General features: G+C 58.4%; 10 protein-coding genes. 6 read left to right on the top strand and 4 right to left on the bottom strand.

The window, feature by feature from the left end:
- Positions 1-25: 25 nt before the first annotated feature.
- Positions 26-2,806 carry a flavocytochrome c gene (locus IM304_RS08185; RefSeq protein ID WP_193354693.1) on the bottom strand — a complete coding sequence of 927 codons (2,781 nt, stop codon included), beginning with the start codon at positions 2,804-2,806 and terminating at the stop codon, positions 26-28.
- A gap of 609 nt (positions 2,807-3,415) precedes the next feature.
- Between IM304_RS08185 and IM304_RS08180 the strand changes: the two genes are divergently transcribed.
- Together IM304_RS08180 and fumA are read left to right on the top strand one after the other, a co-directional pair.
- Positions 3,416-4,924, top strand: a complete 1,509-nt coding sequence (locus tag IM304_RS08180) for an anion permease (RefSeq protein ID WP_148418174.1) — start codon at positions 3,416-3,418, stop codon at positions 4,922-4,924.
- Positions 4,925-4,976: 52 nt separating this feature from the next.
- The gene (gene fumA, locus IM304_RS08175; RefSeq protein ID WP_193354694.1) at positions 4,977-6,626 is read left to right on the top strand and encodes a class I fumarate hydratase FumA; all 1,650 of its coding nucleotides are present in this window, start codon (positions 4,977-4,979) and stop codon (positions 6,624-6,626) included.
- Here fumA and IM304_RS08170 read toward each other — a convergent pair.
- Entirely contained in the window at positions 6,615-7,520 is a 906-nt protein-coding gene (locus IM304_RS08170) for a LysR family transcriptional regulator (protein ID WP_193354695.1), read from the bottom strand. The two genes, fumA and IM304_RS08170, sit on opposite strands and share 12 nt — an antisense overlap.
- Before the next feature lie 95 nt (positions 7,521-7,615).
- Here IM304_RS08170 and IM304_RS08165 point away from each other — a divergent pair, with 95 nt between their 5' ends.
- The 3 genes from IM304_RS08165 to IM304_RS08155 all read left to right on the top strand — a co-directional run bounded on the left by IM304_RS08165 (position 7,616) and on the right by IM304_RS08155 (position 11,268).
- Entirely contained in the window at positions 7,616-8,911 is a 1,296-nt protein-coding gene (locus IM304_RS08165) for a serine hydrolase (RefSeq protein ID WP_193354696.1), read from the top strand.
- A 260-nt stretch (positions 8,912-9,171) separates the two neighbouring features.
- A complete protein-coding gene (locus tag IM304_RS08160; protein ID WP_193354697.1) occupies positions 9,172-10,473 on the top strand; it encodes an MFS transporter in 1,302 nt (433 codons plus the stop codon).
- Between the two features lie 6 nt (positions 10,474-10,479).
- The gene (locus tag IM304_RS08155; protein WP_193354698.1) at positions 10,480-11,268 is read left to right on the top strand and encodes a substrate-binding domain-containing protein; all 789 of its coding nucleotides are present in this window, start codon (positions 10,480-10,482) and stop codon (positions 11,266-11,268) included.
- Here the strand turns inward: IM304_RS08155 and IM304_RS08150 are convergent.
- Positions 11,240-12,142, bottom strand: coding sequence for a LysR family transcriptional regulator (locus IM304_RS08150; RefSeq protein ID WP_176609977.1), 903 nt, complete (start codon positions 12,140-12,142; stop codon positions 11,240-11,242). The genes IM304_RS08155 and IM304_RS08150 overlap by 29 nt on opposite strands.
- A 266-nt stretch (positions 12,143-12,408) precedes the next feature.
- Here IM304_RS08150 and mtfA point away from each other — a divergent pair, with 266 nt between their 5' ends.
- Positions 12,409-13,206 (top strand): DgsA anti-repressor MtfA, encoded by a 798-nt coding sequence (mtfA, locus tag IM304_RS08145; protein ID WP_148418181.1) that lies wholly within the window; start codon positions 12,409-12,411, stop codon positions 13,204-13,206.
- On the opposite strand, the gene IM304_RS08140 is transcribed toward mtfA, so the two are convergent.
- A complete protein-coding gene (locus IM304_RS08140; RefSeq protein WP_193354699.1) occupies positions 13,203-14,411 on the bottom strand; it encodes an MFS transporter in 1,209 nt (402 codons plus the stop codon). The genes mtfA and IM304_RS08140 overlap by 4 nt on opposite strands.
- Positions 14,412-14,543 lie beyond the last annotated feature (132 nt).

Below are 14,543 nucleotides of genomic sequence, written 5' to 3'. Positions count from 1 at the left end.
GTATCCGGCCTACAGTACAGGAGCCTTATGCTTTTTTCGCTCGCATCGCCGCCTGATGTCCGGCAAGCGTACCAAAAATAATGATATCTGCCACCGCGTTACCGCCAATGCGGTTACCGCCGTGGATGCCCCCGACAACCTCCCCCGCGGCAAACGCCCCTGGCAGCACGTTGTGGTTGCCGTCCAGCACGCAGGTATCGGTGTTGATGGTCACGCCGCCCATGGTGTGGTGTACGCCCGGTGCAATCTGAATGGCATAGAACGGCCCTTCGTTGATGGGCGCACGCAGCGCGGTGGTACGACCAAAATCGTCGTCGTGCTGTTTTTCCACAAAGCCGTTGTAGCGTTCAAGCGTTGCCAGGAACTGGTGGGGATCCATTCCCAGCGCTTCCGCCAGGGCTTCCGGCGAGCTGGCGCTGGTGACGAAACCTTTTGCGATGTACTCATCCGCGGCTTTGTTTTTAGCCCGAACATGCTCGTCAAAGACGATATAAGCGTATTTCTCCGGCAGCGCGATGATTTGCGCCGAAACCTTGTCGCGGGTCTCCATTTCGTTAAAGAAGCGGTTGCCCTGCTGGTTCACCAGAATCGCCCCGCCGCCGCGGATGGATTCGGAAATCAGATACGAGGTTTTCTGCTCAACGGTTGGGTGGATCTGGATCTCGCCCATATCGACGGTGCCTGCGCCAATACGTTCCAGCAGCGCGATACCGCCCCCCGTCGCCCCTTTGTGGTTAGTGGTGACGAACCCTTCCAGGTCCGGACGGTATTTCACCACCATCTGGCTGTTGGCGCTGAAGCCGCCCGTCGCGACAATCACGCTTTTGGTTGCCACGGTGAGGGTTTCATTCTCTTCCGTCGTCAGGCGCACGCCGGTGACTTCGCCGTTTTCAAAGAGGATGTCGCTGACGGAGGTATCCAGCATCACCTCAATGTTGCGCCGGTTGACGTTACGCACCAGGCCGCTGATCAGGTAACCGCCCACCGCGGAACCGTCTTTTGGACGGTGAGTACGGTCGATGCTCATCCCGCCGGTTGTGGTGATGTCGTTCAGCATAATGCCGCGCGTAGCCAGCCACTCGATGGCTTCCGGTGCGTTCTCGACAAAGCGACGCAGCAGTTCCGGGTTGTTCTTGTTGCCGCCGCCTTTCAGGCTCTCCTGATAGAACAATTCTTTGCTGTCCTGGATGCCCTTCACGCGCTGGAAGCGGGTTTCGGCGGCGTTCATACCGGCCGAAGCTTTGATGGTGTTACCGCCGATGGTTGGCATTTTCTCGACGATCAGCACGCTCGCGCCTTCGTCATGAGCCTGAATCGCCGCCGCCAGACCTGCGCCGCCGCTGCCGACCACCACAACGTCCACGCTTCTGGTTTCATTCGGGTCCGCGCCCTCTTCTGCCGCCAGCGCCTTGCTGGATTTCAGCATCGCTTTAGAAACCGCTTTTTTCACCGCCTCGCTCTGGCTGGTTGCGCCCGTAATCGCGTCCACGTGCGGGGTGTTGGCATCCAGAATGCGGGTGCGGATCTCTTCGAAGCTGGTCACAAACTCCACGTCATCGCCGGGGCCGGAGGCCAGTTCGATATCCGCGATACGATCGGTTTCAAGGCTGACGTTAATCACCAGCTCGTTAGCATCGTCCTGCACTTTCTCGGTGAAGGTACCGGGCTTGAATTTAGATTCGCCCATGCTCATGTCGCGGATCATCGCTTCCACCAGCGAGAAGCGCCACAGCGGTTCAGGAATGTTCAGCGCTTCACGGCGGGTGCTGTCCATAAACAGCTCGAGGCTTTCACCAGCAGCGATGCGGTCGGTCCAGTCCGGGTAGGCGATAGTGGCCCGCCCGACGGCAATCAGATCGTAGCCGCGATCCAGCGCCTCATTTACATCGGCGGCATTTACCACGCCGCCAACGCCCATCACCGGCACCTGTGCCAGGGTTTCAGACCGCATCGCACAGTATTTTTCAATCAGCGGCGTTGGATCCTGAGTGTCGACGATAGAAGGTCGCAGGGTGGCGCCAACGGAGAAGTGCAGGTAATCCACGCCGCGCGCGGCCAGTTTTTCCAGCAGATACATGGTGTCGTCGAAGCGAATGCCCGGGACCTCCAGCTCTTCAGGCGAGAAACGATAGCCGATAATGAACGCGTCGTCCGCGTACTGGCGCACCATTTTGTGGGTAATGTCCAGCACCGCCAGCGGGAATTTCGCGCGGTTATCGCGGCTGCCGCCCCACTCGTCATCGCGCTGGTTAGAATTTGGGGAGTAAAACTGCTGGATGAGATAGGTGTTCGCCCCGTGGATTTCGACACCGTCGAATCCGGCCTGAATCGCGCGGCGCACGGCTTCACCGAACTTGCCCACCATGCCTTCCACTTCTTCGGTGGTCAGCGCAACCGGCGTCGCGGCACCGTCACGCGGCGCGGCAACGGCGCTGGGACCAACCGGCGTGCGGCCGCCGATAAGCTTAGGATCGACCATGCGGCCGCCGTGGTAGATTTGCAGAAGGGCTTTGGATCCTTTGGACTTAATGGCGTCAGCGATTTTCGCCAGCCCGGCGATTTTCTCGTCGTTATCAATACCAATTGCGCCCGGGAACGCCAGGCCGAGATCGTCGACAAAGCAACACTCAACGATGATGGTACCGATGCTGCCAGAGCGGGCGCGGTAGTATTCCACCAGCTCGCTGGTCACGGTGCCATCGTAATAGCCGGTACAGGTTGTCATCGGGGCCATTAACAAACGGTTTTTCAGTTCAGTACCATTCGGTAATGTGAAAGGGCTTAACATACGTTCGTTAGTGCTCATAATAGAAACTCCAAACTTTAAAAAATTAAGAATTCGTTATCGGGCTGAATTTTTATTTCGTCGTTTTTGCCGATGTCATGATATTAATATAATGCTTTTTTTAGTTTCTAAAGCCATTACGTTAGTTAATAAACTATTTAATCCCTGCGATAACAACAATAATACATTGGTGTTAGCCATATAATTTCATCCATTTACAACAATGCAAAATTCGTTAACATAGTTAAGGTAAGACCATTTTATCAACGATAAATAAACTCATATTTATCAATTGATTGTATAAATACCGAACTTTATATGTTATCAAAATGAAAAAAACGAACAAGAAAAACCCCTAATACCCACATACGCCGTAGTGGTTATTTAAAAGAGCATAAAAATACGCATCCATTTCTGTTTATTTGATCGCGATCAAAAGTTTCGACACCTAAACGCGCAATATATAAATATCATCATTTTTTAATTAAGCGCCCAACAAAAAGCGTTTAACCCCTATTACTGAAATAACTGAAGCACCGTTTTAATAACTAAAAAAAGCAAAGAAATTAAATAAAGCGAACCGGCTATTTCATCGTATGACGAATCTTTGACAACTTAAGACGTGAAACTATGAAAACAAAAACTGCTGTAACGCCTCCTGCGGCGAATCAAGCATCAAATGGAACAGCTAAACGACTGCTGATGATGGCCCTGCCCGTCATAGTTGCCGTACTGCTGCTGTTTGTTCCCGTTCCTGAAGGCCTGCCGCCTTACGCGTGGCACTACTTCGCAATCTTTGTTGGCGTCATCGTCGGGTTAATCTTCGAACCGCTGCCGGGTGCCGTGATCGGCCTCACCGGCGTGGTAGCGATTGCGCTGTGCAGCCAGTGGGTGCTCTTTAGCCCGGAACAGCTGGCCGATCCTAAGTTCAAGCTGGCGGGTGCCTCCTTTAAATGGGCGGTCAGCGGGTTTGGTAACTCTACCGTGTGGCTGATCTTCGGTGCCTTTATGTTTGCCGCGGGCTACGACAAAACCCGCTTTGGCCGTCGCCTGGCGCTGATTCTGGTGAAGTACCTGGGCCGCCGCAGCCTGACGCTCGGCTACGCGATTACCTTCGCGGACCTGCTGCTGGCACCGTTTACCCCGTCCAACACCGCGCGCAGCGGCGGGACAATCTACCCCATCATTGCTAACCTGCCGCCGCTGTACGGTTCAAAACCGAACGACCCAAGCGCGCGTAAAATTGGCTCGTACCTGATGTGGGTGGCGATCACCGCCGCCTGTATCACCAGCTCTATGTTCCTTTCCGCCCTCGCGCCTAACCTGCTGGCGCTGGCGCTGGTAAAAAGCACGGTAGGCATTGATATCTCCTGGGGGACCTGGTTCCTCGCCTTCCTGCCGCTCGGCGTGCTGCTGATCCTCACCATGCCGCTGCTGGCCTACTGGTTCTACCCGCCAGAAGTCAAAGTGAATAATGAAGTACCGCTGTGGGCAACCCGTGAGCTGGAAAAGCTCGGCAAACTGTCGCGCAATGAAATCCTGCTGCTGGTGTTTGTGTGCTGTGCGCTGCTGATGTGGATCTTCGCCGCCGCGTGGATTGAACCGGCCATGGCTGCCCTGCTCATCGTTGGCCTGATGCTGTGGACCGGCGTGCTGGAGTGGAACGATATCACCGGTAACAAAGCCGCGTGGAACACCTTCGTCTGGTTCGCCACCCTGGTTGCGCTGGCGGATGGCCTCTCCTCAACCGGCTTTATCAGCTGGCTGGGTAAAGAAGGCGGCCTGCTGATGAGCGGCATCTCGCCGGGCGTGGCCACTATCGTGCTGCTGCTGGCGTTCTACCTGCTGCACTACCTGTTTGCCAGCACCACCGCGCACACCACGGCGCTGCTGCCGGCGATGCTGACCATCGCCTCCACCATTCCGGGCATGAATATGGAAGTGTTTGTCCTGCTGATGGTGACCTCGCTGGGCGTAATGGGGATCATCACCCCGTACGGTACTGGCCCAAGCCCGATTTACTACGGTAGCGGCTACCTGCCAACCAAAGACTACTGGCGCCTCGGCACCATCTTCGGCGCCATCTTCCTGGCGGCCCTGCTGCTGATTGGTTATCCGTGGATGTCCATGATGTTCTGATTCCTGACCGCCGGGCTAACCCTCCGGCGGTTTTATTTTTATGGAGCAAGCTATGTCGAACAAACCGTTTTTCTACCAGAACCCGTTCCCGCTCGCGCACGACGACACCGAATACTATCTGCTGTCCAAAGAGCACGTCTCGGTTGCCGAATTTGACGGACAGGAAGTGCTCAAAGTAGAGCCGGAAGCCCTGACCCTGCTGGCACAGCAGGCCTTCCACGATGCGGCGTTTATGCTGCGCCCTTCGCACCAGAAGCAGGTTGCGGCTATTCTGAGCGATCCGCAGGCCAGCGAGAACGACAAATACGTTGCCCTGCAGTTCCTGCGCAACTCCGAGATTGCGGCGAAAGGCGTGCTGCCGACCTGTCAGGATACCGGCACGGCAATCATCATGGGTAAAAAAGGCCAGCGCGTCTGGACCGGCGGCGGTGACGAAGCGGCGCTAAGCCAGGGCGTTTATAACACCTATATTGAAGATAACCTGCGCTACTCGCAGAACGCGGCGCTGGATATGTATAAAGAGGTGAATACCGGCACCAACCTGCCCGCGCAGATCGACCTCTACAGCGTGGACGGCGATGAGTACAAATTCCTCTGCATGGCGAAAGGCGGCGGTTCAGCGAATAAAACCTATCTCTACCAGGAAACCAAAGCGCTGATCACCCCGGCGAAGCTGAAAAACTACCTGGTTGAGAAGATGCGTACCCTCGGTACCGCAGCGTGCCCGCCGTACCATATTGCCTTCGTTATCGGCGGAACCTCGGCGGAAGCCACGCTGAAAACCGTCAAGCTCGCCTCCGCGCGTTACTACGACGACCTGCCAACCGAGGGTAACGAGCACGGCCAGGCGTTCCGCGATGTTCAGCTCGAACAGGAGCTGCTTCAGGAAGCGCAAAACCTCGGCCTGGGCGCGCAGTTTGGCGGGAAATACTTCGCCCACGATATTCGCGTGATCCGCCTGCCGCGCCACGGCGCGTCCTGCCCAATCGGTATGGGCGTCTCCTGCTCCGCCGACCGCAATATCAAAGCGAAGATCAACCGCGACGGCATCTGGATTGAGAAGCTGGAGCACAACCCGGGCCAGTATATTCCTGAATCCCTGCGCCAGCAGGGTGAAGGCGACGTGGTCAGCATCGATCTGAACAGGCCGATGAACGAGATCCTGGCGCAGCTTTCCGCGCATCCGGTCTCTACACGCCTGTCCCTGAACGGCACCATCATCGTGGCGCGCGACATTGCCCACGCGAAGCTGAAGGAGCTGCTCGATAACGGCGAAGCGCTGCCGCAGTACGTAAAAGATCACCCGATCTACTACGCGGGCCCGGCGAAAACGCCGGAGGGCTACGCTTCCGGCTCGTTAGGCCCAACCACCGCGGGGCGTATGGATTCCTACGTGGACCTGCTGCAGTCCCACGGTGCGAGCATGATCATGCTGGCCAAAGGTAACCGCAGCCAGCAGGTGACGGATGCCTGCCACAAACACGGCGGCTTCTACCTCGGCAGCATCGGCGGCCCGGCGGCGGTGCTGGCGCAAAACAGCATCAGGAGCCTGGAGTGCGTGGCGTACCCGGAACTGGGAATGGAAGCTATCTGGAAAATTGAAGTGGAGAACTTCCCGGCGTTTATCCTGGTGGACGACAAAGGCAACGACTTCTTCCAGCAGATCCAGAATAAACAATGCCAGAGGTGTTCACAGCGCTGAGCGTTTCCATAACGCCGGCAGCAGCGACAGCGTATCGTTAATCAGCCCGCGCTTGTCGCTGCCCGGCTTCCAGATGGTCACCATCGTCTGGCTTATCCCCTGGCTGCCCACTTCGGTGGGCAGCCTTTTTACGTTTTTCCACCGCGCCGCGCGAAGATGGGTCGGCAAAAAGCCCCAGCCGCAGCCCTGTTCCAGCAGGCCGCGCAGCATCTCCAGTTCATTGGTGTAGAGCGTGTGTCCGGCGATTTGCAGGCGGCGGGCAACCGGCTCGTCAGACGCGTCATGCATAATCACCTGCGGGACCAGAGAGAGATCGAGCAGCGACACCGGCGACGCCACCTCCGCAAAAAGCGCCTCTGCGGCGTAAAAATCCATGTCGATCGCCCCCAGCGCGCGCCACTCCATTTCATTGCCCACGCTGCGGTTGCGCGCCTGGCAGATCGCCAGATCGGCCTCACCGCCTGCCAGCATGGCTTCCGCGTCATCGCGCGACGCGCTGGTCAGGCTCAGGCGAATTTTTTGCGTCGCCAGTGTGGCAATCAGCGCCTGCAAAAATGCCCGGGGGGTGAACGGATCGTAGACGAGGGCAATGTCCTGCGTCGCGCTGGCCGGTACCGCTCTGGCAAAGGCCTCAAATGCTTTTACCTGGCGCATCAGCAGGTGAGCCTGCCGCTGGAGCTGCTCCCCCTCCGGCGTCAGGCGAAGGCTGCGCCCCTCTCGCAGAAACAGCGCGTAGCCCAGCCCGTCCTCAAGAAAATCAATCAGATCGCGCAGGGTTGTACGATCTTTGCCAAGCTTCATCGCCGCCTTCATCAGGCTGCCGTGCTCGGCGACGGCGGTGAATGCCTCAAGCTGGGCAAACGAATAGTTTAGTGACGCCACGTCATCCTCCACGGGGATTTTGTGGGGGATTTTCCCCCATTACGCGCTTTTTATTATAGGCCGGGGGTTCTTAAACTGAAGCCCTTCCTGAGCCACACGAGATAAACATGAAAACTAAAACGAACCTCACGCTGCTCGCGGCGCTTGTTGTCAGCAGCCTGCTGTCGCCCGCTGCCATGGCGGCCTGCAACGGTACCGACCTCGCTACCTGCCCGGCGCCTTTTGACGCACGGCTTCCGGATGCGCATACGATGCTCACCTGGAGCCAGGCCGATCGCGTGGTGGGCTTTCGCAATGACTACCGCAACTACGCCGGCGACGTGTTCCGCCACGGCAACGCCTCGCCGCTGCTCGCCGCGGAAAAGCCGCTCGCTGACGTCCGCTATCAGGTGAACGGCAAGACCTGGGATCTTCAGGATTACCTCGAACGCCAGAACGTCAGCGGCATGCTGGTGCTCAAGGACGGCAAGATCGCCTTTAAATATCTGGGAGAAGGCAATACTGATTCAACGCTCTGGACGTCGCGCTCCGTGGGAAAATCGGTGGTCTCGGCGCTGGTGGGCGTTGCAATTAAAGAGGGGAAAATCCACTCCCTGGACGATTTTGTCACTCAATACGAACCGGACTTAAAAGGCACCGCCTGGGAGGGCGTGACGCTGAAACAGCTCATCACCCACACCTCGGGCGTGGCGTGGAATGAAGATTACACGAACCCAAAATCTGACTTCGCCCGGCTTACCGAATGTGAAGCGAAACCCGGCGCGTACGACTGCGTGCGCACGCTGGTGAAGGGGTTACGCCGCGAGCATCCGGCGGGAGAAAACTGGTCGTATTCGTCGGGCGGCGCGTGGCTGCTGGGCGACGTGCTTGAGCGCGCCACGGGAATGACGCTTGCCGCATACCTGGAGAAAAGCATCTGGCAGCCTTACGGCATGGCGAGCGACGGCGTGTGGCACGCCTACAGCAAAGGCCAGCACGACGTGGGGGCGCACGGGTTCAACGCCACGCTGGAGGACTGGGGGCGCTTCGGGGAATTTATCCTGCATAACGGTACGCTGCCGGACGGCAGGCAGATCCTGCCGAAAGGCTGGGTGAAGCAGTCCTCAGACTGGACGCAGGCTAACGGGTCGGTGTCAGAGGCGCACCCGAAAGGGCTGTACGGCTATCAGTGGTGGAACAACGAAGTGCCGGCTAATGCCGTCGGCGTGACGCCGAAAGTGGAGGATTCGCTGAAGGATTCCCTCTGGGCGCTGGGAATTTTTGGCCAGATGATTATGGTCAACCAGAAGGAAAATCTGGTTATCGTCCAGTGGTCCACCTGGCCGCAGGCGGAGCCGTCGTTCAGCGCCCAGCCGCTGGAGGCGTCATTGATGTTCAGCGCGATAGCGAACGCGCTGCGCTAAACAACCTGAGCCAGGCGCTGCCTGGCTTCACTTCTGCGCCATGTCACAAAACAGGCATTTCAGCAACTTAGGCTGAAACGGTGAATAAAAAATTGCCGAATTGTTAAGTTATTGTTGGCAATGTAAATCCTGGTCAACGTAGCGTCATTGATGCGCATCGCGCATCGGCCTATGCGCTAAATGCGCTTATTAATTTCCGCTTCCTGATCCAGTTTTCAGAAACAGACGGGCATAACGTCACTATAAAACTGGAGATAATCATGGTTACCTCAACCTCACCTGCAACGGTCCGTGCGAAAGCCGGCGCGATTTTTCGCGTCACCTCGGGCAACTTTCTTGAGCAATTCGACTTCTTTCTTTTCGGCTTTTATGCCACCTACATCGCCCACACGTTTTTCCCGGCGAGCAGTGAATTTGCCTCGCTGATGATGACCTTCGCCGTCTTTGGCGCAGGCTTTCTGATGCGTCCCGTCGGGGCGATTGTCCTCGGGGCCTACATTGACAAGGTGGGCCGCCGTAAAGGGCTGATCGTCACCCTGTCGATTATGGCCGCCGGAACGTTTCTGATTGTGCTCATTCCCTCTTATCAGAGCATTGGCCTGTGGGCGCCGCTGCTGGTGCTGACGGGCCGCCTGCTGCAGGGCTTTTCTGCGGGGGCGGAGCTTGGCGGGGTTTCGGTTTATCTGGCGGAGATCGCCACGCCGGGCCGCAAAGGTTTTTACACCAGCTGGCAGTCGGGCAGCCAGCAGGTGGCGATTATGGTCGCGGCGGCAATGGGCTTTGCGCTGAATATGATGCTGGAAGAGAGCGCCATCCGCGAATGGGGCTGGCGTATTCCGTTCCTGTTTGGCTGCCTGATCGTACCGTTCATCTTTTTCCTGCGCCGCAGGCTGGAGGAGACCGAGGAGTTTAGCGCCCGTCGCCACCATCTGGCGATGCGTCAGGTGTTCACCACGCTGCTCGCGAACTGGCAGGTTGTTGCGGCGGGCATGCTGATGGTGGCGATGACCACGACGGCCTTTTACCTGATTACCGTTTACGCCCCAACCTTCGGCAAAAAAGTGTTGATGCTGAGCGCGTCAGACAGCCTGCTGGTCACGCTGCTGGTCGCCGTTTCTAACTTCATCTGGCTGCCGATTGGCGGCGCGCTGTCGGACCGCTTCGGGCGCAAGCCGGTGCTGATTGCCATGACGCTGCTGGCGCTGGCGACCAGCTATCCGGCGCTGACGATGCTGGCGGCGGCTCCGAGCTTCTCGATGATGCTGGCGGTGCTGCTGTGGCTCTCCTTCCTTTACGGCCTGTATAACGGCGCGATGATCCCGGCGCTGACGGAGATCATGCCAACGGAAGTTCGCGTGGCGGGCTTCTCGCTGGCGTACAGCCTGGCAACGGCGGTCTTTGGCGGCTTCACGCCGGTCATTTCTACCGCCCTTATCGAGTACACCGGAGATAAAGCCTCTCCGGGATACTGGATGAGCTTTGCCGCCGTGTGTGCCCTGCTGGCGACGCTCTATCTCTATCGTCGTCGCACGTTAACCCTGCACGCCGCCGTTAAGGAGTGATTCAGCATGCATACATTCAGAACGGTGGTTGCCGCCCTGACGCTTGTCGGCTTCAGCGCGGGCGCGCTTGCGCAGGACGTGACGGTGATGATCTCTGGCGGCTTCAGGGCGGCGCTGGAGAAGCTGACGCCGCAGTACGAAGCGAAAAGCGGCGACAGGCTGATTTTAATTTCCGGCCCGTCGATGGGCAAAACGCCGCAGGCCATTCCGGCCCGGCTCGCCCGGGGAGAAAAGGCGGACGTGGTGATTATGGTGGGCGATGCGCTGGAGAAGCTTGAACAGGATCGCCGCACGGCGCCGGGCTCCCGCGTGGAGCTCGCAGATTCGCCCGTCGGGATGGTGGTGAAGGCGGGTGCGCCAGTGCCGGATATCAGCACGGTGCCCGCCCTGCGGCAAACGCTGCTGAAGGCCCACTCCGTTGCCTGGTCCGACAGCGCCAGCGGCCGGTACGTTGAGAGCGCCCTGTTGCATAAGCTGGGCATTGCGGATCGGATAAAAACGAAGGGACACCGGGTTGAGCGCATTCCGGTGGCGTCTGAAGTGGCGAAAGGGAAATACGCGCTCGGCTTCCAGCAGGTCAGCGAGCTTCTGCCCGTTCCGGGGGTGACGTTTGTCGGTAAGCTGCCGGAAGATGTGCAATACATTACCCGTTTCGCCGGAGCCGTCACCCGGGGCGCCGACCATCCGCAGCAGGGCAGCGCGCTGCTGACGTTCCTCTCTTCCGAAGAGGCCGCCAGCGTCATTACCGCCACCGGCTTACAGCCCGTTAGCGCAGCTCGCGATACTGCTCGGTGATAAGCGTTTCCAGCTCAGCCGCGATATAGGACTGGATCCGCCCGCGGCGGCGAATCAGCCCTACGGTTCGCCTGACCTCGGGCTCAGTCAGAGGAACAGACGTCAGCAGGGAATGCTCCGGGCGGGGCATCGACATGGCGGGGACGGCCGCAATGCCGATCCCCGCTTCAACCATCCCCAGCATGGTCGTGACGTGGCGCGTTTCGCAGATGCTGGGGCGCTCGGGACGAATATGGCCGATCCGCTGGTCGAGGAGGTTGCGGTTTCCGGAGGTCTTGTCCAGGCCGATATAATCCTGCTGATAAAAAGCCTGCCACGTCAGGCTTTTTCTTTTTGCAAACTTACTGTCGCGTCGGCAGGCGGCAACGTAGATATCCTCCACCAGCGGAACAAACTCAACGTCGGACGGCAAACGCTGGGAAAAGCAGATGCCAAAATCCGCCTGTCCGCCGGTCACGGCGTCGATTACGTTTCCGGCGCTGCTGTCGATGAGCTTAATACGCACCCGGGGGTAGCGCGTCTGAAAACGGCGGATCACGTCCGGCATAAAGTAACAGGCGGCGGACGGCACGGCCGCCACCGTGATCAGCCCCGTTCGATCCTCGCTGGCTTTATCGATATCCGAGAGCATGGACTCCACGTCGGCAAGCAGTTGCCCGCACCGGTCGGCAAAGGTCTGGCCATAAAGCGTCAGCGTGACGCGCCGGGTGGTACGGTCGAACAGCTTTGCCCCCAGCGCCGCCTCCAGCTTTTCTATTCTGCGACTCAGCGCCGACTGGGAAAGGCAGATAGACTCTGCCGCAAGACGGAAATTGCCATATTCCAGCAGCGCGCGAAAAGCGTAGAGATCGTTGAGGTCAAAATTGACGGGCATACGGACGTGATCCTTGAGCACAGTAGGGTTAGAAAAGATTTATCACAGTTGCGCACGACATACTTCACAAAATGAAGGGGATACACCTAAAGCGCTATCAACCTGACGGCACATAGTGATAGTTTATGCGGGCTGGATTCCTCTTAAACAGGCTGGCAGTCAGCACGCCGCAGCAGAGGAATGTCATACTACAAAACAGAGTATGTTGGCACGCTAACAGCCCCTGACCTTTCCATTTTTTTCACGTGCGAGTAACGAGCAAAGCGATGATTAAGTGGCCCTGGAAAACGAACGACGCCGATCGAAATATGACGCTCCCCTGGGACGAGGCTATGGCGATCCCCGTCCTGGCTAATCTTTTGCCCGAAGAGCAATCCAGGCTGACTCAGATGGCCGAGCGTTTTTTACAGCAAAAACGCCTGGTACCGCTACAGGGCTTCGAGCTGGATCCGCTGAAAAACGCGCGCATCGCCCTGCTCTTCTGCCTGCCGGTGCTGGAGCTGGGCATCGAGTGGCTGGATGGCTTCCACGAAGTACTGATCTACCCGGCGCCGTTTATCGTGGACGACGAGTGGGAAGATGACATTGGCCTGGTGCACAACCAGCGTATGGTGCAGTCCGGACAAAGCTGGCAGCAGGGGCCAATTATTCTCAACTGGCTGGATATTCAGGACTCGTTCGATGCCTCAGGCTTCAACCTGATTATTCACGAAGTGGCGCACAAGCTGGATACCCGCAACGGCGATCGCGCCAGCGGCGTGCCGATGATCCCGCTGCGCGACGTCGCGGGCTGGGAGCACGACCTGCACGCGGCGATGGAAAACATTCAGGATGAAATAGACCTGGTTGGCGAGAGTGCGGCCAGCATTGATGCCTACGCCGCAACCGATCCCGCCGAGTGCTTTGCGGTGCTTTCCGAATACTTCTTTAGCGCGCCTGAGCTTTTCGCTCCTCGCTTCCCAGCGCTGTGGCAGCGCTTTTGCCAGTTCTATCAGCAGGATCCGCTGCAGCGCCTGCGTCAGAGTGAAGACTCTGCGAACAATTCCCCTCACGCCTTCCATTAACGTTCGACAGGGGTACGGTCGGCAGACCGTACCCACGCGCATACCGCGAGGAACAGCAGCGCCATTCCCCATGCGGCAGTAATTAAATACTGCTCGCCGTAAAAGCGCGTTACTACCGGTACCAGCAGCGCGCTGACGCCGTAGCCCAGGGTATGACTGGTGGCGATCGCCCCCGCGCCTTTGCCCGTCGTCAGCCGATCGTTGAGCAACAGCTGGTAGCCCGGCGTCGCCATTGCGGCCCCCAGCGAGGTGATGACAATTCCCACGTAGAACAGCACCACGTCCGCGATACACATCAGTCCAAGCCCCGCCACCATCAGCACCGCTGCAATGGAAAGCAGCACCTTCGGGCTGAAATGCTGCGGGCGCACCACCAGAAACTGCGCCGCGAGGGTCGCCAGCGCGGCAAGGCTAAGCAGCAGCGCCACGTGATGGCTGATTTGCACCGCGTCGCCGCTGAACAGCGGGGCAAGGTGCGGGGACAGGCCAAGCTGCATCAGGCTGACCAGTGCCGCCAGCAGCAGCGCCAGCAGCAGGAAAGGCAGCATTGAAGCCTGCAGGCGCGTTGACTGATGCGCCACCGGCGGCAGCGGCGGATCGGCAGCCTCGCGCAGCACCAGCAGCAACGCGATAAACGGCGCCAGCGCCATCAGCCAGAGCGGCGCAATCGGGTTAAGGCTGAGCATCAGCGCGGCCAGGGGCGGCCCTGACAGGCGTCCGCAGCTGAGGCCGGAGCTTATCGTCGCCAGCGCGGCCATTCTTTTATCCAGACCCGCGCGCTGTATGGCCCACGTCTGCGCCGCAGGCACCAGCCCTGAAACCGTCAGGCCGTACAGCGTACGCGACAGCACCAGCCCCGCCATTCCCCAAAGGGTATTCAGCACGCCGTTGGCCATCGCCCAGACCACCAGCGCCATCACGCCGAAGCTCGCCAGATAGCCGCCCAGCGAGGCCATCATCACCACCTTACAGCCGTGCCGCTCGCTCTGACGCCCCCACCAGGGCGATGCCGGCAGAAAAAGCATCGAGCCGAACATCAGCAGTCCCGCCCAGGCGGAGAGCGACAGGCCGGTGAGGGAAACCAGCTGCGGCAGCATAACCAGCAAACCGTTTTGCCCGATGCCCAATAACCCTGCGCACAGCGCCAGGGGCCAGTTCGCTTTGGGAGCGATGATTTCAGTGAGATTTTCGGTACGGGTGCGCATAGAATTGTGAAGATAATGTCAATAAATGTGTGGAAATTATGAAGTTTATGAAAACAAATATTGCAAAAATAGTTGCGGCTGTAAACAGAATGAATATCATAACGAGAATTATTATCAGTCATGGAATGAGGT

Origin of the sequence: Enterobacter cloacae complex sp. P40C2 (assembly GCF_014930695.1) — a bacterium.
GTDB classification, from domain to species: Bacteria; Pseudomonadota; Gammaproteobacteria; order Enterobacterales; family Enterobacteriaceae; genus Enterobacter; species Enterobacter pasteurii.
Note: the sequence above shows the minus strand (reverse complement) of the source record. Positions and strands in the feature narration are given on the sequence as shown.